This is a genomic window from Cupriavidus sp. SIMBA_020 (genome assembly GCF_046535395.1).
GTDB lineage: Bacteria > Pseudomonadota > Gammaproteobacteria > Burkholderiales > Burkholderiaceae > Cupriavidus > Cupriavidus campinensis.
In genome coordinates this window covers 84,729-104,395 of sequence record NZ_JAWRWU010000002.1, presented here as the reverse complement: position 1 = coordinate 104,395, position 19,667 = coordinate 84,729, and the positions used below count along the sequence as shown (strand labels likewise).

The 19,667-nt window shown below is 67.1% G+C and carries 20 protein-coding genes and 1 pseudogene; 15 read left to right on the top strand and 6 right to left on the bottom strand.

Features of this window, described 5'->3' with window-relative positions:
- Positions 1–23 precede the first annotated feature (23 nt).
- From SB751_RS04615 to mpl, 3 genes and pseudogenes are all read right to left on the bottom strand, one after another.
- Positions 24–596 (bottom strand): annotated as a pseudogene (locus tag SB751_RS04615) (chorismate--pyruvate lyase family protein); the annotation flags it as partial.
- Complete coding sequence (locus SB751_RS04610) at positions 593–1,216, bottom strand: YqiA/YcfP family alpha/beta fold hydrolase (protein ID WP_144201373.1); 624 nt, start codon at positions 1,214–1,216, stop codon at positions 593–595. The pseudogene SB751_RS04615 and the gene SB751_RS04610, both read right to left, overlap by 4 nt.
- Before the next feature lie 24 nt (positions 1,217–1,240).
- Entirely contained in the window at positions 1,241–2,614 is a 1,374-nt protein-coding gene (mpl, locus tag SB751_RS04605; protein ID WP_144201371.1) for a UDP-N-acetylmuramate:L-alanyl-gamma-D-glutamyl-meso-diaminopimelate ligase, read from the bottom strand.
- Positions 2,615–2,747: 133 nt separating this feature from the next.
- On the opposite strand from mpl, the gene SB751_RS04600 reads away from it, so the two are divergent.
- From SB751_RS04600 to SB751_RS04555, 10 genes are all read left to right on the top strand, one after another.
- Positions 2,748–3,440 (top strand): UDP-N-acetylmuramate--alanine ligase, encoded by a 693-nt coding sequence (locus SB751_RS04600; protein WP_144201369.1) that lies wholly within the window; start codon positions 2,748–2,750, stop codon positions 3,438–3,440.
- Positions 3,441–3,477: 37 nt separating this feature from the next.
- Positions 3,478–4,032 (top strand): TlpA family protein disulfide reductase, encoded by a 555-nt coding sequence (locus SB751_RS04595; RefSeq protein WP_410747829.1) that lies wholly within the window; start codon positions 3,478–3,480, stop codon positions 4,030–4,032.
- A 212-nt stretch (positions 4,033–4,244) separates the two neighbouring features.
- Positions 4,245–4,730, top strand: coding sequence for a type II 3-dehydroquinate dehydratase (gene aroQ, locus SB751_RS04590; protein WP_144201365.1), 486 nt, complete (start codon positions 4,245–4,247; stop codon positions 4,728–4,730).
- Between the two features lie 141 nt (positions 4,731–4,871).
- Positions 4,872–5,330, top strand: a complete 459-nt coding sequence (gene accB / locus SB751_RS04585) for an acetyl-CoA carboxylase biotin carboxyl carrier protein (RefSeq protein WP_144201363.1) — start codon at positions 4,872–4,874, stop codon at positions 5,328–5,330.
- A 195-nt stretch (positions 5,331–5,525) separates the two neighbouring features.
- A complete protein-coding gene (gene accC / locus SB751_RS04580) occupies positions 5,526–6,893 on the top strand; it encodes an acetyl-CoA carboxylase biotin carboxylase subunit (protein ID WP_144201361.1) in 1,368 nt (455 codons plus the stop codon).
- Positions 6,894–6,932: 39 nt separating this feature from the next.
- Positions 6,933–7,856 (top strand): 50S ribosomal protein L11 methyltransferase, encoded by a 924-nt coding sequence (prmA, locus tag SB751_RS04575; protein ID WP_144201359.1) that lies wholly within the window; start codon positions 6,933–6,935, stop codon positions 7,854–7,856.
- A gap of 9 nt (positions 7,857–7,865) precedes the next feature.
- Positions 7,866–9,428 (top strand): DUF3426 domain-containing protein, encoded by a 1,563-nt coding sequence (locus tag SB751_RS04570; RefSeq protein WP_410747828.1) that lies wholly within the window; start codon positions 7,866–7,868, stop codon positions 9,426–9,428.
- A 78-nt stretch (positions 9,429–9,506) separates the two neighbouring features.
- Complete coding sequence (gene tpx, locus SB751_RS04565) at positions 9,507–10,007, top strand: thiol peroxidase (RefSeq protein ID WP_144201355.1); 501 nt, start codon at positions 9,507–9,509, stop codon at positions 10,005–10,007.
- A gap of 111 nt (positions 10,008–10,118) precedes the next feature.
- Positions 10,119–11,066 carry a carbohydrate kinase family protein gene (locus tag SB751_RS04560; RefSeq protein ID WP_144201353.1) on the top strand — a complete coding sequence of 316 codons (948 nt, stop codon included), beginning with the start codon at positions 10,119–10,121 and terminating at the stop codon, positions 11,064–11,066.
- Positions 11,067–11,165: 99 nt separating this feature from the next.
- The gene (locus SB751_RS04555; protein WP_377731995.1) at positions 11,166–11,645 is read left to right on the top strand and encodes a hypothetical protein; all 480 of its coding nucleotides are present in this window, start codon (positions 11,166–11,168) and stop codon (positions 11,643–11,645) included.
- 225 nt (positions 11,646–11,870) lie between these two features.
- On the opposite strand, the gene SB751_RS04550 is transcribed toward SB751_RS04555, so the two are convergent.
- Positions 11,871–12,467 (bottom strand): histone H1-like DNA-binding protein, encoded by a 597-nt coding sequence (locus SB751_RS04550; protein WP_144201350.1) that lies wholly within the window; start codon positions 12,465–12,467, stop codon positions 11,871–11,873.
- A gap of 1,564 nt (positions 12,468–14,031) precedes the next feature.
- Between SB751_RS04550 and SB751_RS04545 the strand changes: the two genes are divergently transcribed.
- Both SB751_RS04545 and SB751_RS04540 read left to right on the top strand, forming a co-directional pair.
- On the top strand, positions 14,032–14,496 hold the full coding sequence (locus SB751_RS04545) for a DUF2147 domain-containing protein (protein ID WP_144201346.1): 465 nt from the start codon (positions 14,032–14,034) through the stop codon (positions 14,494–14,496).
- A 183-nt stretch (positions 14,497–14,679) separates the two neighbouring features.
- Positions 14,680–15,654 carry a tripartite tricarboxylate transporter substrate binding protein gene (locus tag SB751_RS04540; RefSeq protein ID WP_144201344.1) on the top strand — a complete coding sequence of 325 codons (975 nt, stop codon included), beginning with the start codon at positions 14,680–14,682 and terminating at the stop codon, positions 15,652–15,654.
- Between the two features lie 226 nt (positions 15,655–15,880).
- On the opposite strand, the gene SB751_RS04535 is transcribed toward SB751_RS04540, so the two are convergent.
- On the bottom strand, positions 15,881–16,771 hold the full coding sequence (locus tag SB751_RS04535) for a LysR family transcriptional regulator (protein ID WP_144201342.1): 891 nt from the start codon (positions 16,769–16,771) through the stop codon (positions 15,881–15,883).
- A 169-nt stretch (positions 16,772–16,940) separates the two neighbouring features.
- Between SB751_RS04535 and SB751_RS04530 the strand changes: the two genes are divergently transcribed.
- Positions 16,941–17,339, top strand: coding sequence for a tautomerase family protein (locus SB751_RS04530; RefSeq protein ID WP_144201340.1), 399 nt, complete (start codon positions 16,941–16,943; stop codon positions 17,337–17,339).
- Positions 17,340–17,459: 120 nt separating this feature from the next.
- The gene (locus SB751_RS04525; RefSeq protein ID WP_144201338.1) at positions 17,460–18,293 is read left to right on the top strand and encodes an aldo/keto reductase; all 834 of its coding nucleotides are present in this window, start codon (positions 17,460–17,462) and stop codon (positions 18,291–18,293) included.
- A 54-nt stretch (positions 18,294–18,347) separates the two neighbouring features.
- Here SB751_RS04525 and SB751_RS04520 read toward each other — a convergent pair whose 3' ends face one another.
- Positions 18,348–18,785 carry a hypothetical protein gene (locus SB751_RS04520; RefSeq protein ID WP_144201336.1) on the bottom strand — a complete coding sequence of 146 codons (438 nt, stop codon included), beginning with the start codon at positions 18,783–18,785 and terminating at the stop codon, positions 18,348–18,350.
- A gap of 185 nt (positions 18,786–18,970) precedes the next feature.
- Between SB751_RS04520 and SB751_RS04515 the strand changes: the two genes are divergently transcribed.
- The gene (locus SB751_RS04515) at positions 18,971–19,570 is read left to right on the top strand and encodes a YSC84-related protein (protein WP_144201334.1); all 600 of its coding nucleotides are present in this window, start codon (positions 18,971–18,973) and stop codon (positions 19,568–19,570) included.
- Positions 19,571–19,667: the final 97 nt, after the last annotated feature.

Sequence of the window (19,667 nt, the reverse complement as noted above, 5' to 3'; positions counted from 1 at the left end):
TCGGGATGATACCGCACCGCCGCCGGCGCGGGCCGTTGCAGCAGGTCGGGCAGGAAGACCTCGGTCACCAGCATGGCACCGCCGCCGCGCCGGAACACCGAGCGCCGCGCGGGCAGCATCGGCACGTCCCGCATGGCCGGCACCACGCGGGCCAGGGCCTGCCGCAGCGGATGGTCCGGATGCAACCGCGCGAACTGGAACGGCTCGCGCCGCACGCGCGGATCGACGAACAGCGCGCCGCCCAGCGGGCGCTCCCCCAGCCCGCGCAGGAACGGCCAGTCGCGCGGGGCATGATGCGGATCGACGATGCTATGGGCGAAGATGGCTGGCATATCGTCGCAGATGAGCAGCACTTCGCGCGTGATAGCCGGCACCGGGCGGATCAGGCCGATGGCCTGCCATTCATCGGCAAACGGCCGTTGGAGCGACTGGGCCAGCCGCTTGACACGGAACTGCGCGGAAGCGGCCATCAGCCGGGCGGTGAGCGAGCCCTCGCCAATCACCCAGCGGCGCAGGTTGGAGGGGATGTCGGCGTCGAACGGCAAATGCGCCCGCCACGCGCCGGTGCGCGGCGTCCGGTACAGCGCATCGCTCATGCCAGGTCCGGCCGGGAGGCGGAGGCAGGCAGCTTGCCGCCGGGACCATAGCCGCAGAAGGCGAGCACGTCGTCCACGTAGTCTTCGAACTCGCTGATACCGTGGTCGCTGCCTTCGATGATGCGGATGTTGGCGCCGGGGCAGGCCTGGACCATCTCGCGGTAGTCGAGCACCTCGTCGCCCGTGGCAGCCAGCAGGTAATAGCGCGCCGGTTTAGTGATCTGTTCGACACGCAAGTCGAGCAATTCCTGAAGGTGGCTACGCTCCACCACCACCGACCCGCCGCCGTGATACAGCGACTGCTCGCCCAGGTACTTCTCCAGATCGGTCCACGGATGGATTGCCGGATTGAGCAGCACCGCGCGGCAGCCATGGCGCTCGGCCAGCCAGCGCGCGTAGAACCCGCCCAGCGACGAACCGATGATGGCGATGTCCGTCTCGCCCCCGGCGCGGGCGCCCCGGATGGCGGCCTCGGCCTGGGCAATGGCCTGCGCCGGCGAGACATTGAGCGTGGGGCAGGCAAAGGACTTCTCCACGCCCCAGGCGCGCATCCGCTCCTGCACAAGCCGCGACTTGAACGATTGCGGCGAGGAGCGGAAACCGTGCAGATACAGCAGCATCGTCGGACCCTTGTCGATTCTTGATCAGGCGGCGAGCGCGTCGAGCAGCTTCTGATGCACGCCGCCGAATCCGCCATTGCTCATCACGAGCACATGGTCGCCGGGGCGGGCTGCGGCCGTGACAGCCGCGACCAGTTCGCCCAGTTCCTGATAAGCGGCAGCCTTGTCGCCAAGTGGCGCCAACGCCTCACCGAGGTTCCAGCCCAGCGCGTCCTTGCCCGACGGCGCGCCGTAGCCGAACACGAGATCGGCGCCTTCCAGGCTGGCCGGCAGTTGCGCGGCCATGACGCCGAGCTTCATCGTATTGGAGCGCGGCTCCAGCACCGCCAGGATGCGGGCGTTGCCCACCCGGCGGCGCAGGCCTTCGAGCGTGGTCTGGATGGCCGTGGGATGGTGCGCGAAGTCGTCATAGACCGTGATGCCGTTAGCCACGCCGCGCACCTCCATGCGGCGCTTGACGTTGGCAAAACGGCCCAGCGACTCGATCGCCTGTGCCGGCGGCACGCCCACGTGGCGGGCGGCGGCGATGGCGGCAATCGCGTTCATGCGGTTGTGGGTGCCTTGCAAGTCCCATACGACCGTGCCCTGCACCGCATCGCCGAACCAGACATCGAAGGCATCCTTGCCCGCCGGGGCGGGTGTCTGCGCATCGCTCTCTTTCCAGTCGCCCACGCCAAACTGCTCCACCTCGCTCCAGCAGCCGCGCTCCAGCACACGTGCCAGCGCCGGCTCCACGCCGTTCACGAGGATGCGGCCCTGACCCGGCACGGTACGCACCAGATGATGGAATTGCGTCTCGATGGCAGCAAGATCCGGGAAGATGTCGGCGTGATCGAACTCAAGGTTGTTCAGGATGGCCGTGCGGGGGCGGTAGTGGACGAACTTGCTGCGCTTGTCGAAGAAGGCGGTGTCGTATTCGTCCGCTTCGATGACGAAGAAGTCAGATGGCGTCAGTCGCGCGGAGATACCGAAATTCTGCGGCACGCCGCCGACCAGGAAGCCCGGGTTGTAGCCGGCGTCCTCGAGAATCCAGGACAACATCGACGTGGTGGTCGTCTTGCCGTGCGTACCGGCCACGGCCAGCACCCACTTGCCATTGAGCACGTGCTCGCCCAGCCATTGCGGGCCGGAGACGTACGGCAGGTTGCGGTCGAGAATGGCCTCCATCAACGGATTGCCGCGCGAGACCACGTTGCCGATCACGAACAGGTCCGGCTCCAGCGAGAGCTGCGACGGGTCGAAGCCTTCGATCAGGTCGATGCCCTGGGCTTCCAGCTGGGTGCTCATGGGCGGGTAGACGTTGGCGTCGCAGCCGGTCACGCGGTGACCCGCCTGCCGGGCGAGGACCGCAAGGCCGCCCATGAAAGTACCGCAGATGCCGAGGATGTGAATATGCATGGGATGCGTCGGGGGGAGATGGCTTGCGCCCGGGCGCCGGGCGGGATAGCGATCGATTGTACCCGAGCCCTCCGCCCCGACTGCGACACCTCGCCCCGGCACCACGACCAAGCAAGCGGCGTATCATCGCGGCATGTCCAGACGCAACATCCCCGACCCAACCCGCGTACGCGAGGAAATCGCCCAGGCCGCGGCCCGCATGATCGCCGAGGACGGTGCCGACTACGCCACCGCCAAGCGCAAGGCCGCCAGGCAGTTGCTCGGCGATATGCGCGTTGCGGGAGAATGGCTGCCCGATAACGACATGATCGAGGAAGAAGTCCGCGCGTACCAGGCACTGTTCCATGCGGACAGCCAGCCGCGCATCCTCGCGCTACTGCGCCGGCTGGCCGTGCTGGCAATGGAGGATCTGGCCAGTTTCCGGCCCTATCTGGTCGGCGCGGTGCTCAACGGCACGGCCACCGAGCATTCCGATGTCTATCTGCAATGCTTCTGTGACAGTCCCAAGGACGTCGCCCTGCATCTGCTGAACGCCGGCGTGGACTTCGACACCAGCGAAAGCCGGCACTTCGCCGGCCGGAGCGACGTGGAGACGCTGAGCTTCCTGTGGCGCGGCCAATGGCCGGCGGCGCGGGAATGCCGCACGCTGGCTGGCGAGGTCCGCGCGGAACTCGGCGCGCCGGTCGGCATTCATATTGCGCTGTACGATGCCATCGACGAGCGCGGCGCCGTGCGGGCGGATGCCAGCGGGCGCGTCGCGCGTGCCGACCTGGCCGCGGTGCGCGCCCTGAGCACCGCCGAGCCCGCCGAACCGCCCGGGCCCTGATCCTCCGATTCCTCTCTCTATATAGATACCGCCCCAGATGACCGCCTCCGCACCCGGCTCCGCCCCCATCCGCCGCTCCCGCCTGGGCCTGTGGCTCGTCGTTGCCATCGTGGCTGCCGCTGGCGGCGCCATCGTCGGTCATTTCGCGCTATCTCCCAAGCCGGTGGCCGACCAGGCCGTCGAGACCTTCTTCCAGACCAGGCTGCCGGACCCCGCCGGGGCGGAACTGGACCTGTCCAAACTGCGCGGCAAGACCCTGGTGGTGAACTTCTGGGCCCCGTGGTGCGGCCCGTGCGTGGAAGAAATGCCCGAGCTGACCGCCTTGCATGGCGAATATGCCCAGCGCAACGTGGAATTCGTGGGCATCGGCATCGATTCGGCCAGCAACATCCAGCAGTTCCTCAAGAAGGTGCCAGTGGCCTATCCGCTGGCCGTGGCCGGCTTCGCAGGCACCGAGTTGTCGCGCAGTTTCGGCAACGCGCAGGGTGGCCTGCCCTATACCGTGGTCATCAATCCCGACGGATCGGTGAAATATCGCAAGATGGGCCGCGTGCACGCCGAGGAACTGCGCAAGGTGCTACCCGGCGCGTGAAATCGGGCTTCTGGGCCGAAACACGGCCCAACTGCCCGGGATCTCCGGCCAATGGGGTGATTTCCACCCCGATCTGACCGCTGGAACACCAAAATCCGTGAGAACACTCTGAAAAGCGTCCGCCACGCCACGTGGCCTTGTATCGCACGCTAGACAAATCCCTCTAAGCTACGGTAATCTCCGCGCAATTTCGTTGATCTGGTCGAGCTACCGTGTCTTCAACTCCCGCCGCCAACGGCGCTGCACGCTACCGGAAGGTGCTGGTCCTGCATGGACCGAACCTCAATCTGCTGGGCACGCGCGAGCCGCAGACGTACGGGCACACGACGCTCGCCGATATCAACGATGCGCTGGCAAAACGCGCCGCCACGGCTGGCCTGGATCTTGATACGTTCCAGTCCAACCATGAAGGGGCGCTGGTGGATCGTATCCAGGCGGCACGCGGCGAGGGGGTGGACTTCATCCTCATCAACCCGGCGGCCTATACGCACACCAGCGTGGCGCTGCGCGATGCCCTGGCCGGCGTGGCGATCCCGTTCGTGGAAATACATCTGTCGAACGTGCATCGCCGCGAACCGTTCCGTCATCACTCGTATTTCTCGGATCAGGCCGTGGGCGTGATCTGCGGCCTGGGCTGGCAGGGTTACCTGCTGGCGCTGGAATACGTGCTGGGACAGACGGCGGCCCCGGGCAGTTGAAGGCTGCCCGCGCGCCGGCACAGCATCAGGAATGCCCGGACCCTGCCACGCGGCCAGCGCGGCAGACCAATCAATGACTCACCGCCGCCGTCTCCTTCCCGCGGAAGGAGACCGGACAACCCGATTCTGGAGGATAAGAAGATGGACCTGCGCAAGCTGAAGACGCTGATCGACCTGGTGGCCGAATCCGGCATCTCGGAACTGGAAGTCACCGAAGGTGACGGCAAGGTACGCATCGTCAAGGCGCCGCCCCAGGTGATCGCCGCCCCGATGGCCATGCCCCAGATGCAGGCCCTGCCGGGCGCTGCCCCCGTCGCCCCGGTGGCGCCGGCCGCTGCCGCGCCGGAAGCCGCCCAGGTGCCGTCGGGCCACGTGGTCACCTCGCCGATGGTGGGCACGTTCTACCGCGCGCCGTCGCCGGGCGCCGCTCCGTTCGTGAACGTGGGCGACACCGTCAAGGAAGGCCAGACCGTCTGCATCATCGAGGCCATGAAGCTGCTCAACGAAATCGAGTGCGACAAGGCCGGCGTAATCAAGGAAATCCTGGTCGAGAACGGCCAGGCCGTGGAATACGGCCAACCGCTGTTCGTGATCGGCTGATGCCAGCCTGCCCGCCGCGCCCCCGTCGCCCGCGCCCCAGCGGCCCCGGCACGGGGACCGGGGCGGGCCTGCATCGCCCCTGCTCCCCCATGCTTGGCATGCTTCAGGCCGCCGCGTGGCGCCCTGCTTTGCAACACCGGCCCCGCGCCGGGGCCCGACTTGCCGGGCTGGCACCCGTTCTCGCAGAGAGAGACCATGTTTGAAAAAATTCTGATCGCGAACCGGGGCGAAATCGCCCTTCGCATCCAGCGCGCCTGCCGCGAGCTGGGTATCAAGACCGTGGTGGTGTACTCGGAAGCCGACAAGGAGGCCAAGTACGTCAAGCTGGCCGACGAGGCCGTCTGTATCGGCCCGGCGCCGTCCCCGCTGTCGTACCTGAACATGCCGGCCATCATCTCGGCCGCCGAAGTCACCGACGCCCAGGCCATCCACCCGGGCTATGGCTTCCTGTCCGAGAACGCCGACTTCGCCGAGCGCGTGGAGAAGTCGGGCTTCGTCTTCATCGGCCCGACCTCGGACAGCATCCGCCTGATGGGCGACAAGGTGTCCGCCAAGCAGGCCATGATCAAGTCCGGCGTGCCGTGCGTGCCGGGCTCCGAAGGCGCCCTGCCCGACGACCCCAAGGAAATCCTGGCCACCGCGCGCCGCGTGGGCTATCCGGTCATCATCAAGGCCGCCGGCGGCGGCGGTGGCCGTGGCATGCGCGTGGTGCACACCGAGGCCGCCCTGATCAACGCCGTCAACATGACGCGCGAGGAAGCCGGCCGTGCCTTCGGCAACCCCGAGGTCTACATGGAGAAGTTCCTGGAGAATCCGCGCCACGTGGAAATCCAGATCCTGGCAGACCAGCATCGGCAAGCCATCTGGCTGGGCGAGCGTGACTGCTCGATGCAGCGCCGCCACCAGAAAGTGATCGAGGAAGCACCGGCACCGCACATCCCGCGCCGCCTGATCGAGCGCATCGGCGACCGCTGCGCCGATGCCTGCAAGAAGATCGGCTACCGGGGCGCCGGCACGTTCGAGTTCCTGTACGAGAACAACGAGTTCTACTTCATTGAGATGAACACGCGCGTGCAGGTGGAGCACCCGGTCACCGAGATGATCACGGGCATCGACATCGTGCAGGAACAGATCCGCATCGCCTACGGCGAGAAGCTGCGCTTCCGCCAGAAGGACGTGCAGATCCAGGGCCACGCCCTCGAATGCCGGATCAACGCCGAGGACCCGTTCAAGTTCACGCCGTCGCCGGGCCGCATCACCGCCTGGCACATGCCGGGCGGCCCCGGCGTGCGGGTGGACTCGCACGCGTATGATGGCTACTTCGTGCCGCCGAACTACGATTCGATGATCGGCAAGATCATCACGTACGGCGCCACGCGTGACCAGGCCATCGCCCGCATGCGCATCGCGCTGTCGGAGATGGTGGTGGACGGCATCCTGACCAATGTGCCGCTGCACCGCGAACTGATGCTCGATGCCAACTTCGTCGAAGGCGGCACCAGCATCCATTATCTTGAACACCGCCTGGCCCAGAAGGCCGTGGCCAAAGGCGAGAAGGCCTGAGGCCCCGCCTCGGCCGGCATCGTCGCAGCAAGGAATCACGTGGCTTTCCAGGAATGTGTGATCGAAATTGCGCAGGATCAGGCCGAGGCCTGGTCCGACGCATTGTTCGACCTCGGCGCGCTGTCGGTCTCGGTGGAAGACGCCGATGCCGACACGCCCGATGAGCAGCCGCTGTTCGGCGAGCCCGGGCTCGAGCCGACGCGGCTGGCCTGGAACCGCTCGCGCGTGGTGGCCCTGTTCGACGACGAGACCGACCCGGCGCTCGTGGTGGCTGCGGCCGCCAACGCGCTGAACGTCGATCCGGTGCCGGACTACGTGCTGCGCGCGGTGGAAGACCAGGACTGGGTGCGCCTGACGCAATCGCAGTTCGCGCCGATCCGCATTGGCGAACGGATCTGGGTGGTGCCATCGTGGCACGACGCCCCGGAGCCGGACGCCGTGGTGCTGGAGCTGGACCCCGGCCTGGCCTTCGGCACAGGCAGCCATCCGACCACGCGGCTGTGCATGCAGTGGCTCGAGCAGAACGTGCGGGCCGGCGAAACCGTGCTCGACTACGGCTGCGGCTCGGGCATCCTGGCCATCGTCGCCAAGAAGCTCGGTGCGGGCGATACGCTCGGCATCGACATCGATCCGAATGCCGTGGAGGCGTCGCGCTATAACGCCGAACGCAACCAGGTGGCGGCCACCTTCGCGCTGCCGGATTCCGTATCTGATGCCACCTACGATCTCGTGGTGGCCAATATCCTCTCCAATCCACTCAAGCTGATGGCGGCCATGCTCAGTGCGCGCGTGCGCCCGGGCGGCCGGCTGATCCTCTCGGGCGTGCTGGAACGGCAGGCGGACGAAGTGGCCGCCGCCTACGCGCCCTGGCTGGCCATGTCGGTCTGGCGCAGCGAGGAAGGCTGGGTCTGCCTGCATGGCACCCGCGCCGACGCCGCCAGCTCCCCCGCCACCCCTTCCTGATTCGACACCATGGCTGCCGCCAAGCTTGTCACGCGTTGTCCGGCCTGCCGCACCGCGTTCCGGCTTGTGGCGGACCAGTTGCGTCTGCGCCAGGGCCTGGTCCGCTGCGGACAGTGCGATACCGTCTTCGACGCACGCGAACACCTGATTGAAGTGCCGGTACCGGCCGCTGCGCCCACGGCATCTGCCGCGTCGACACCAGCGCCGGTGCCGACCACGGCCGGCCCGAGCGTGGCCGCCGCGCTGGCCCATGCCGAGCAGGCGCAGGCCAGCGCGCGCGCGCATGCACAGGAGTCGCCGTTCGACCCGGGCTTCGATCCCGGCTATGACGTGCCGGCGCTCGATTCGCCGACGATGATGATGCCGGAGGCCGAGCAGCCGCCGGTACGGGAAGAGCCAGCACCCGAGGTGCCGCCGGCGCCGCAGCCGGAAGTAGAACTGGGTCTGACGCCGGAACATGAGCGGGAAGCCGAGCCGGAGCCGGCGGTGGAGCCGGAACCTGAGCCCGAACCCGAGGCGGAAGTTGCGCCCGGACCCGAGCCGGAACCTGAACCCGAACCGGAGTCGGAGCCCATAGAGGCAGCGGCGGCACCCGCCCCCTCGGCACCGTGGCCGACCCTCGATCATTCGGCCTTCGGCGACCCGGTGCCGGCCTCGCCAGCACCCGCCCCGGCCGTGCCGGCGCACTCGTCACTCGACCCCGCAGCAGCATTCGCGCCGGCCTCGGCCAGCCCACCGCCGTTAGGCGCGTACAGCGCCAAGGCTGCGTGGCCGCCGGTGCCAGCATCGAACCCGCCCGCCAACACCGAGCCGGTACGCAGCGCGAGCGAATACCTGCGTGCCGCCGATCCCACCGTGGCGCCGGCCGAGGAATTCGCGCGCGATAACGACGACGTTGCCGCATGGGCCAGTGCCGATGCGATCGATACGTCGCGTGAAGGCACGCCGGATGCCATCGCACGCGAATCCACCACGCGCCACTGGATCCGCCGCGAAGTGCCGCCGGGCCCCGTCTTCGCCCCTGATTTCCTGCGCCACGCGCGCGACCGCGAACGCTCGCGCGCGCCGCGCGCCAAGGTGGTCGTGCCGGTCAGCAGGCGCGTCTGGGTACGCATCGCCGTGGTGCTGCTGGCCATCGGCGCGCTGCTGCAGGGCGCTTATCTCGGCCGCAGCCAGCTGGCTGGCCGTGTGCCAGTGCTGCGCCCGCTGCTTGAGGCCGCCTGCGCGCCACTTGGCTGCGAGGTGCCGCCCTGGCGCGACCTCGAAGCGCTGCGCATCGACAGCTCCCAGCTTCAGAAACAAGACGAAGCGACCGATGTTTACCAACTCGCCGTCACCATGCGGAACCAGGGCCGCGCCACCACCGCGCTGCCCGCGATCGAACTGGTGATGACCGACCTGCAAGACCAGCTGCTGCTGCGCCGCGTGCTGCAACCGGCCGAATACCTCGAGCCCGCGCAGCGCGCCTTCGCCACGCTGGGCCTGCGCGCGGGCAGCGAGCTGCCGGTTCGGGTACGATTCCGGACAGACCAGACAGCGGCCAACTACCGCGTGCTGATCTTCTACCCCTGATATCCAGCGCCCCGCCGCGCCGGCCCGGTCCGCACCGGACGGCGCGGACGAACATCCCATCCCAGTACAGGAGTGACCATGAGCAATGTGACCCTCGGCGGCAACGCCATCGAAGTTGGCGGCAAGTTTCCCCAGGCAGGCGACAAGGCCCCCGACTTTTCCCTCGTGGGCAAGGACCTGAAGGATGTGAAGCTGGCCGACTTCGCCGGCAAGCGCAAGGTGCTGAACATCGTGCCGAGCCTGGATACGCCGGTGTGCCAGGCATCCGCGCGCAAGTTCAATGAAGCCGCCAGCACGCTGGACAACACCGTGGTGCTGACCATCTCGGCCGACCTGCCGTTCGCCATGGGCCGCTTCTGCACGGCCGAGGGCCTGGCCAACGTGGTGACGCTCTCGACCATGCGCGGCGCCGAGTTCAAGAACGCCTATGGCGTGGACATCAAGACCGGCCCGCTGGCCGGCGTGACCGCGCGTGCCGTGGTCGTGCTCGATGAAAACAACGCCGTGAAGTACAGCGAACTCGTGCCCGAGATCAAGCAGGAACCGAACTACGACGCCGCCCTGGCCGCGTTGAAGTAAGCTGCCGGAGGCATTCGGCATCACCGGTATCTGACAAGTACGAACGCCGCCCGTCTCTGCACGGGCGGCGTCTTTTTCAACCGTATCAACCGTATTCGATTGCGAGGAAGAATGGCCAGCCTGATCTGTGGCTCCGTTGCCTACGACACCATCATGACGTTCGACGGGCGCTTCCGCGAACACATCCTGCCGGACCAGATCCACATGCTGAACGTGTCGTTCCTGGTGCCGGGCATGCGGCGCGAATTCGGCGGCTGCGCCGGCAACATCGCCTATACGCTCAAGATGCTCGGCGGCGAGCCGCTGATCATGGGCACCGTGGGCGAGGACGCCGGTCCGTACCTGGATTACCTGCGCAACCTCGGCATCGTCACGGATCACATCCGCACGCTGCCGGAGACGTTCACCGCGCAGGCGATGATCACCACCGATCTCGACAACAACCAGATCACCGCCTTCCACCCGGGCGCGATGAGCCAGTCGCAGCTGAACAGCGTGCAGGACGCGCTGACGGGCGGCCGCCAGCCCGCCCTGGGTATCGTGGCGCCGGACAGCCGCGAGGGCATGCTGCACCACGCGCAGCAGTTCGCCGACGCCGGCATTCCGTTCATCTTTGATCTGGGTCAGGCCATGCCGCTGTTCAACGGCGAGGACCTGCGCCAGTTCATTGAACTCGCCAGCTACGTGACGGTCAATGACTACGAAGCGCAGGTCCTGCTGTCCCGCACGGCCTGGACCAGCGCCGAAGTTGCCGCCAAGGTCCGCGCGTTCATCGTGACGCACGGCGAGCGCGGCGCCAGCATCTTTGCCGATGGCCAGCAGTACGCCATTCCGGCCGTGCCCGCCGAACAGGTCGTCGACCCTACCGGCTGCGGCGACGCCTTCCGCGGCGGCCTGCTCTTCGGCATCGAAAACGGGTTGGACTGGGAAACCACCGGCCGCCTCGCCTCGCTCATGGGCTCGCTCAAGATCGCCCGCCAGGGGCCGCAGAACCACTGGCTCTCGCGCGAGGACATCGGCAACCGGTTCCAGTCCGCATTCGGGTACCGCTACGCGTAACCCGGACGCTGCCCGGCGCCGCGCCCACCGGGCTGCGGTGTCCGGCCAGCCTCCGCGAACGTTGCGGACGCGCGGGTCTTTACGGGAAGGAAGTCAATCATGAGAAACATCGTGCCGAACATCGTCCGCACCGGCGGCGTGGCCGTCCTGGTGGCGGCAAGCCTGGTCTCCGGCTGCGCCAGCTGGTCGAACTCCAACAGCGTCTACACCTCGGGCCAGGCCCAGCGTGAGCAGACCGTGCGCTACGGCGTGGTGGAGGGCGTGCGCGAGGTGCTGATCCAGGGCGGGCAGACCGGCGCGGGCACGCTGGCCGGCGGCGCCATCGGCGGCATCGCGGCGGGCAGCACCATCGGCGGCGGCAACGGCGCGATTGCGGCGGGCCTGCTGGGCGCGGTAATTGGCGGCCTGGCCGGCAGCGCGGCGGAGAACAAGATCCAGCAGCGTCGCGGCCTGGAGATCACCGTCCGGCTGGACAACGGCGAGATGCGCGCCATCACCCAGGAAGCCGACGAGGCATTCCGCCCCGGCGAGCGCGTGCGCCTGCTGTCCTCGGGCGGCGTGACCCGCGTGACCCACTGATCGCACCACGCACCTGGACCGGGCACACCGTGCCCGACCCTAACGCCGCGCGCCTCCGGGCCGCGGCGTTTTTCTTTGGGCGATAAAAAACCCGCCGGGCGAATGCCATCGGCGGGTCGGCAAGACAGCTGTCTTGCGGACCGGATACGGCGTATCCGGTCAGTGCGGCACGCGATGCGTGCCCTGGCGCGTCCCAGTTGTGATCGTTCGCACGAGGCGAAGCGATTACGGACGGGTACCCGTCGGGAACGGCCAGGCCGCAGCCGGGTTCAGCGCGGTCTTTGCAGCAGCAGCGGGTGCAACGGCAGGTGCCGCGGCAGGCTTCGCAGCAGGCGCCTTCTTGGCAGCCGGCTTCTTCGCAGCAGCCTTCTTGGCGGCCGGCTTCTTGGCAGCGGTCTTCTTGACAGCAGCCTTCTTGGCCGGTGCAGCCTTCTTGGCCGGAGCGGCCTTCTTGGCTACAGCCTTCTTGGCGGCCGGCTTCTTGGCGGCAACGGCCTTCTTGGCCGGGGCCTTCTTGGCGGCTACCTTCTTGACCGCGGCCTTCTTGGCCGGCGCTGCCTTCTTGGCAACTACCTTCTTGGCGGCAACCTTCTTGGTCGCGACCTTCTTGGCGGCTACCTTCTTCACAGCGGCCTTCTTTGCCGGTGCCTTCTTGGCGGCTACCTTCTTGGCAGCAACCTTCTTGGTTGCGACCTTCTTGGCAGCAGCCTTCTTGGCGGCCGGAGCAGCCTTCTTGGCGGCGACCTTCTTCACGACGGCCTTCTTGGCGGCCGGCTTGGCGGCTTTCTTAGCCGCCGGCTTTTTCTTTGCAGCAGTTGCCATGGATAACTCCTTCACTAGCGTGAAATATCGAATGACCTAGGATGGCGACCCGACCGACCCGAAGCGCGATACCGCGTGACTCCAGTCGAGCGAGCGATTCATCGGCGCACGGCACAGCTTCGGTCGCACGCTAATGAATTCGGTGGCAGGGATGCCGCGACACGCGGCGTTCAAGCGGCAGCGCAACGGACCCCCGCGGGCGGCAAAGCCAGCCTGCAGGCGGGTGTCCGGGGCGTGCCGCGCCCTGGAATATTCGATTGGCCCGCGCCGCCCGTTACGTCGGCGCACGACCAGGAAAGAGGAGATATCGGTCAGCAGGCCTGCGGTGCGGGCATGGCCTCGCGCACGGCAGACGGCAATCATTCGGGGGTAGCTCGCCCATCCCGTCACTGGGCTACAGGAGACTGCACGCGTTTTGAGAAGCCGCATCGGCTTGGTCTGCGTCAAAGTTCTGGTGCTCCTCGGCTACCCGCATTCACTGCATCGAGTCATCGCCATCATCGTTGCTTCTGCTTGTTGCTTGTCGCTGCGATACGTCGATGCAATGAACTGAGACTCTTGTCAAGGCGAATCATAATTCGTTTGTTCGATGATGTTAAGAAAAAAGTGCAAAAAAACTTGCGTGCGCGAGCGAGTCGATCTACTTCGCTCGCGCATCGCGATGACGGCATCATCGACACGCTTGTTCATCTCGACTTCCACACGCCATCCGAAGTTCCTCCGCGAGGTCGACGCGCGTCGATTCGATGACGCCGCGCGCTGTGTCGCAAGCCCTCGCGTGACACCTCGGCGCCTCCGCTCACACGCCGCCGAAGCATGCCGTGCGCGCCGTCATCGCGCGCGGCCGCGCACCGCGCGATTCACCGGAAAGCCGCATGCACGCTGGCTTTCGCGGCGATCGCATCGACCATGCGTGGTCTCTCGCCATGGCATGCCGGCAGCGTACGCGCACGCCGTCATGACCTCGCGCGGCAACGCACCGGCGCTCGCTCGGCACGCGTCGCGCGCATCGATGCGCCTGGGTCCAATGCCATCGCGTCGGACATGCGCCGACATCGGTGTGCGTCGATCCGACAGTTGCGCGAGTACGACGAAAGAGTGATGCGTCAGCGCAACGGTTTGTCACCGCACGCGATGCGATGACGAGGTTTCGACACGCTTCGACACGTCATCGACATGCTCCGGCAGCGCGTGGCACCACCCCGCGACACGCCTGATACAGCGTCGCGCCGCGCGCCTGCGAGGCAGCGCTGCGTGGTCAGAGAACGCAGCGTGCCGAGATGGGTGTGGAAGGGGTGTCGATGGAATGCCAGACCGCGGTCCGCACGCCACCGGACGACCCCGGAGTTCCCCTTAGAGGAATGCTTCGGCCCCGCCGCGCAGCGCCGCATGCTGCACGGCATAATCCCGCAAACCCCCGTACGGCGGTCGATTGCGGGCAGCGGCGGCGTGCCGCTGGTGCGTACGCAAACGCGCGGCGGTGATTGCAGCGCGGCGCGTGCGCCAGTAGATTGGCGTCGCGACACCTTCGCACGATCCCGACACACTGAACCAGGAGACCCCCATGCGCATTTCCCTCCCACGCTCGCTGCGGCACGCCACCGTGTTCGCGGCCGCCTTCGCCGCCAGCGCCGTCGCGCTCGCGCAGGCCACGCCGGCTGGCACGTGGAAGACCATCGACGACGCCACCGGCAAGCCGCGCGGCGTGATCGAGATCAGCGAGAAGGACGGCATCTACAGCGGGCGCCTCGTGAAGAGCCTCGTCGAGACCGCCGAGAGCAAGCCCAAGGTCTGCGACAAGTGCACCGACGCCCGCAAGGACCAGCCGGTCATCGGCATGACGCTGCTGACCGGCCTGCGCAAGACCGGCGACAACGAGTACACCGGCGGCGAGATCCTCGACCCCGAGACCGGTAAGCTCTACAAGTGCAAGATGGCGCTGGCGGACGACGGCAAGAAGCTCAACGTGCGCGGCTTCATCGGCATCAGCCTGATCGGCCGCACCCAGACCTGGGAACGCGATCATTGACCGGTCATCGGTTCCCGCACGCCGTCCTCGCCGTCACACTGTGCACGGCATGAATAGCGCCGCCGCCCACCCCGGGCGCCGGCGGCCCCGCCTCCCGCTGCGCTGACCCACCGTCAGGCAATTGACAGCCGCCTTCGGTACCATCGACGTCGGTACCCACCACAACAGATACCGGAGACAAGCATGCGTATCCCCATCCATGGCGGGGCGATGGCCATCGCCCTCGCCACCGCCGCACTGTGCGGCGCCGCCCCGGCCCATGCCGCCGACGCCTGGCCCAACCATGTGATCAAGTTCGTCGTGCCGTTCACGGCGGGCGGCGCCAACGACCTCGTCGCGCGGGCGGGCGCCGAGGCGGTGAGCAAGCGGATCGGCCAGCCCGTGGTGATCGAGAACCGGCCGGGCGCCGGCGGCGTGGTCGGTGCCGACTATGTCGCCAAGAGCAAGCCGGACGGCTACACCTTCCTGGTGGGCGCCGTGGGCACGGTCACCAACAGCCTGATTCGCACGAAGATGCCGTATGCGCCCGATGACCTCGTGCCGGTTGGGCTGATCGCGGTCAGCCCGTCGGTCATCGTCGCGTCGCCGTCGCTGCCGGTGAACAACCTCAAGGATCTGATCGAGTACTCGAAGAAGCAGGGTGGCGCGCCGTTCGCCACCGCCGGCAGCGGCAGCACGCCCCACTTCGTCGAGGAGATGCTCAAGGAGAAAGGCGCGCAGCTGACGGTGGTGCCCTACAAGAGCGGCTCGGAGAGCATCACGGCGGTGATCGGCGGCCAGGTGGCGGCGACTTCGGAGGCCAGCGTGGTGGTATTGCCACAGATCAAGGCCGGCAAGCTCAAGGCGCTGGGCGCAACCTGGGACAAGCGCATGGCCGCGGCGCCCAACCTCCCCACCACGGCTGAGCAGGGCCTGCCCGAGGTGCGCATCGGCCATTGGGCCGGCATCTTCGCGCCGAAGGGCACGGATCCGGCGATCATCAAGCGGCTGAATGCGGAGTTGACCGCTGGCATGCAGACGCAGGAGATCCGCGAGCGGCTGCTGCCGAACGGCATCGAGCCGGCGGGCGGCTCGGTGGAGAGCTTCGTCGCCTTCATCCAGTCCGAGCGCGATCGGCTCGGTCTCCTGGCGAAGAACGCGCACATGACCGCCGAGTAATGCTTACAACGCTGTGATGACGCTGTGACGAGATAACGGCCCGCACGACGGGCCGTTTTTCGTTTTTCTGCTATGCCAGCGAGGCCGGGTACGGCGTTGCGGATCGACCAGTTTTCATTGAAGTGATGGTTGATCGTAGCGGCGAAGCATGTACAAAGTCAGACATACTTGCGTCGCTTGCGACGCATTTGTTCCGAATGGCAATAGCCCTCAGCCGCAATAGCCCTCAGCCGAGTTGCTCGCTTAGCGCGAGGCGCGCTTCGCCGATGAATTCGCTCTCGCCGCGCCGGGCGGGCAGCAGGTAGAACTCGGCATCGGGCAATGTCGGCAGGCGCCAGCGCGAGACGGCGGCGGCATCGAGCGGCGTTACGCCCGGCCCGATGGCCGACGCGTTGAGGCATGACACGCCGAGCCCCGCCGCCAGCGCGAGGTGCAGCCCCGCCACGCCGGACGCCGAGTGGGCAATGTCAAACGCGCGCTTCCGGCGCATCAGCAGCTGCACCACGAACTGGTGCATCGAGCAGGTATCGGGCAGCAGCACCAGCGGCAGCGTGGGCTGCGGCGACTCGGCGATCTCCGGCGCGGCCACCCAGGCCAGCCCTTCCCGCCGCAGCAGCGTGCCGGCACGGTCGGCGCGCTCTGCACGGTCGGCACGCGTGGCGCGAATCAGCCGCATGCTGAGCCCGATGTCGAAGGTGTCCAGGTCAGCGGCGGCCTCGATCGCGGCGCTCTTCATCACCGTGACGTGCAGTTTCAGATACGGATAGCGGTCGCGCAGCCGGCGCAGCATGCCGGCGATCTCGCCCGGCCGGAAGTAATCGGTCACGGCAAGCCGCAGTTCGCCATCCAGGGTGCGGCCGCGCAGCTCCTGCATTGCCATGTCGTTCAGCGACAGGATGCGGCGCGCGTACTCCAGCAGCCGCGCGCCGGCCGGCGTAACCGCCGCGCCCCTCTTGCCGCGTGTGAGCAGCGGCACGCCGGCGCGCTCCTCCAGCTTGCGCAACTGCTCGCTGACCGACGATTGCGACAGGAACAGGCGCGGCGCCGCCGCCGAGAGGCTGCCACTGTCGGCCACCGTCACGAATGTCTTCAGTTGATCGGTCTCGAATCCTCGCATCACGCCTGCTCCCGTCCCTAGTCACACCCCACTATCTCGCATTTTTACGATTCGGTGTTACCGATGGATGGTATCGCATATTCCTGCTTTTCCGATGTGATGGCGAACACTACGATAGGTTCCACGACACCGATTTCCGGTTCGCACCATCCAGAACAAGGAGCCAGCCATGCCCCACATCAACCTCCAGATCTCCGGCCAGCCCGACGCCGAACTGACCCGCCGTGCCGCCGCCACCGTGGCCGAACTGACCCAGCGCATCCTGCGCAAGGAGGAGAACGTGATCGCCGTGACCGTGGGCTACCTGCCGCGCGAGCAATGGATCATCGGCGGCAAGGCGCTGTCCGAGCGCAGCGATGGCCGCAACGCCTTCCAGCTCGACATCAGCGTGACCGACGAGACCAACACCAAGGCCGAGAAGGCGCAGTACCTGAAGGACACGTTCGCCGCGCTGTCCGAGGTGATTGGCGATGTGAACAAGGTGTCGTATATCCACGTCATCGACGCCCGCGCAGCCGCCTACGGCTATGGCGGGCTGAGCCAGGAATATCGGCACCAGCACGGTTGAGAGGTCCGGGGGACCCCGAGCGGCCCCCTGCCGGGCGCCCACCTTGTGCCGGCCGGCATTGTTAACTAGTGTGATGGAGCGCGGCGTGGCCACGCCGCCCCATCACACCGGAGCCAATCGATGAAGACCGTCACGCTGCCCGGCGGCGAGCGCGTGCCCGCGCTGGGCATGGGTACCTGGAATATCGGCGATCACCGCGACACGCGCGCCGAGGAGATCGCCACGCTGCGGCTCGGGCTGGACCTCGGGCTGCGGCTGATCGATACCGCTGAAATGTATGGCGAGGGGTTGTCCGAATCGCTGATCGGCGAGGCCATCGCGGGTCGGCGCGACGAGGTGTTTCTCGTCAGCAAGGTCTACCCGCACAACGCCAGCCGCGAAGGCGTGGTGGCCGCGTGCGAGCGCAGCCTGCGCCGGCTGGGCACCGACCGGCTCGACCTCTACCTGCTGCACTGGCGCGGCGGCGTGCCGCTCGAGGAGACCATGGCGGCGTTCCTGGCGCTGCGCGAAGCCGGCAAGATCCGGCATTTCGGCGTCAGCAACCTCGACCTGGGCGATATGGAGGAACTGTGGGAGGTGCCGGGCGGCGGCGAGGTAGCGGCGAACCAGCTGCTCTACAACCTGAGCCGGCGCGGCATCGAATTCGATTTGTTGCCTTGGCAGCGTGCACGCGGGGTGCCGGTCATGGCCTATTCCCCGATCGAGCAGGCCCGGCTGCTGCGCCACGCGGGGCTCCAGCGCTTTGCCAAGGCCCACGGCATGACGCCGGCCCAGGCGGCGCTGGCGTGGTTGCTGGCGTCGGACGATATCATCGCCATTCCCAAGACCGGCAGCCGTGACCGCCTGCGCGAAAACCTCGGCGCGCTGGCGCACCCGCTGACAGCAGAACAGCTTGCCGAACTCGACAAGCTGTTTCCGCCGCCGCGGCGGGCCGAGCCGCTGGCGATGCTCTGACTATATATATAGAGGGGGCGTGAATCGGCCCCGATCCGGGCCGATCCGGGCCGATCAGCGCTGGCTGGCCTTGTAGCGCTCCACTTCCACGTAGCGTGTCAGGTAGGTGCGCGCCTTCTCGCGGGTGTCGGTGGTCACGCGGTCGGCGGCCTGCCGGGCGCTGGTCTGGCCGTGCGCCGAGCTCATCTGGGCCGAGAGATAGGACTGGAAGGCGTCGTGCATCACGCCGAGCTGCGCCTTGCAGGCGTCGATGGCGCCGGCGGCCACGTCCTTCGAGGTGCCCTTCCCTTTCGCGCCGTCGTCGGCCTTGTCCTGCACGCATTCCATGTACTTGGCGCGTTCGGCCTGCCAGCCTGAGTTCAGCGTGGCGACTTCCTGCTTCTGGCTCGGGGTTTCCACGGAGGCCGGGGAGGCGCACGCCGCCAGCAGCACCACGGGCACGATCGAGCCCAGGGAAATGAAGGGAGAGAGGGGGGCAAATGTCTTTTTCATGCTCGACAGACCGCCCACACGGGCGGGCGGTTCCTAAAGTGCGCTGGCGCATTTGCAAGAAAGTATGTCAGACCGCGTGTCAGAGTCTCTCCTGCCCAGTGTCAGACAAAATCGCATTTGCCAATGTGCGCTTGACGCCTATGCTTTAGAGGCGGTTGCAACACACCACCCTCCTGGAGGAAATAATGAAACGTCGAACCTTCCTGTCCGCTGGCGGTGCCGGTCTTGTCACGGTTTCCGGTCTGTCCCTTGGCGCGCTCTCGCTCGCCGGCTGTACTACCACGGGCCCGGGCGACACGGGCGACAAGACCGCCAAACGGCGCGAGATTGACGCCGGCGCCACGGACACGCTGAATCGGCTGTATTCCACGGTCAAGGGGTCGCAGGATCTTGGCAACAAGGCACGCGGCATCCTGGTTTTCCCGAAACTGCTGTCGGCAGGCTTCGTCGTGGGCGGCGAGTATGGCGATGGGGTGCTGCGCTCCGGCGGCGCCAATCGTGGCTACTACCGTGCCATCTCGGGCTCCATCGGCTGGCAGATCGGCGCCCAGTCCAAGGCCTTCGTGCTGATGTTCCTGACCCAGGATTCGTACGACAAGTTCGTGCGCAGCAACGGCTGGCAGGTCGGGGCCGATGCCACCGTGGCCCTGGCCACGATCGGCGCCAACGGCCAGCTGGACACCAACACGGCCCAGCATCCGATTGTCGGCTTCGCCATGACCAACGCGGGCCTGATGGCCGGCCTGAGCCTCGAAGGCACCAAGATCTCTAAGCTCGATATTTGAGATTGCAGCATGGCGCGCACTGACGCGGAGGGGCTGACCTCCGCGCCGTGCGCGCCTTTTTCTTGCCCCGCCATTTCACGTCCCGTTTCCCGTCCCA

What these genes read in the sequence shown, in the direction of transcription:
- SB751_RS04610 (WP_144201373.1), bottom strand. Translation starts at nt 1,216, where the DNA reads ATGCTGCTGTATCTGCACGGTTTCCGCTCCTCGCCGCAATCGTTCAAG.
- mpl (WP_144201371.1), bottom strand. Translation starts at nt 2,614, where the DNA reads ATGCATATTCACATCCTCGGCATCTGCGGTACTTTCATGGGCGGCCTT.
- SB751_RS04600 (WP_144201369.1), top strand. Translation starts at nt 2,748, where the DNA reads ATGTCCAGACGCAACATCCCCGACCCAACCCGCGTACGCGAGGAAATC.
- SB751_RS04595 (WP_410747829.1), top strand. Translation starts at nt 3,478, where the DNA reads ATGACCGCCTCCGCACCCGGCTCCGCCCCCATCCGCCGCTCCCGCCTG.
- accB (WP_144201363.1), top strand. Translation starts at nt 4,872, where the DNA reads ATGGACCTGCGCAAGCTGAAGACGCTGATCGACCTGGTGGCCGAATCC.
- accC (WP_144201361.1), top strand. Translation starts at nt 5,526, where the DNA reads ATGTTTGAAAAAATTCTGATCGCGAACCGGGGCGAAATCGCCCTTCGC.
- SB751_RS04570 (WP_410747828.1), top strand. Translation starts at nt 7,866, where the DNA reads ATGGCTGCCGCCAAGCTTGTCACGCGTTGTCCGGCCTGCCGCACCGCG.
- tpx (WP_144201355.1), top strand. Translation starts at nt 9,507, where the DNA reads ATGAGCAATGTGACCCTCGGCGGCAACGCCATCGAAGTTGGCGGCAAG.
- SB751_RS04560 (WP_144201353.1), top strand. Translation starts at nt 10,119, where the DNA reads ATGGCCAGCCTGATCTGTGGCTCCGTTGCCTACGACACCATCATGACG.
- SB751_RS04555 (WP_377731995.1), top strand. Translation starts at nt 11,166, where the DNA reads ATGAGAAACATCGTGCCGAACATCGTCCGCACCGGCGGCGTGGCCGTC.
- SB751_RS04550 (WP_144201350.1), bottom strand. Translation starts at nt 12,467, where the DNA reads ATGGCAACTGCTGCAAAGAAAAAGCCGGCGGCTAAGAAAGCCGCCAAG.
- SB751_RS04545 (WP_144201346.1), top strand. Translation starts at nt 14,032, where the DNA reads ATGCGCATTTCCCTCCCACGCTCGCTGCGGCACGCCACCGTGTTCGCG.
- SB751_RS04540 (WP_144201344.1), top strand. Translation starts at nt 14,680, where the DNA reads ATGCGTATCCCCATCCATGGCGGGGCGATGGCCATCGCCCTCGCCACC.
- SB751_RS04535 (WP_144201342.1), bottom strand. Translation starts at nt 16,771, where the DNA reads ATGCGAGGATTCGAGACCGATCAACTGAAGACATTCGTGACGGTGGCC.
- SB751_RS04530 (WP_144201340.1), top strand. Translation starts at nt 16,941, where the DNA reads ATGCCCCACATCAACCTCCAGATCTCCGGCCAGCCCGACGCCGAACTG.
- SB751_RS04525 (WP_144201338.1), top strand. Translation starts at nt 17,460, where the DNA reads ATGAAGACCGTCACGCTGCCCGGCGGCGAGCGCGTGCCCGCGCTGGGC.
- SB751_RS04520 (WP_144201336.1), bottom strand. Translation starts at nt 18,785, where the DNA reads ATGAAAAAGACATTTGCCCCCCTCTCTCCCTTCATTTCCCTGGGCTCG.
- SB751_RS04515 (WP_144201334.1), top strand. Translation starts at nt 18,971, where the DNA reads ATGAAACGTCGAACCTTCCTGTCCGCTGGCGGTGCCGGTCTTGTCACG.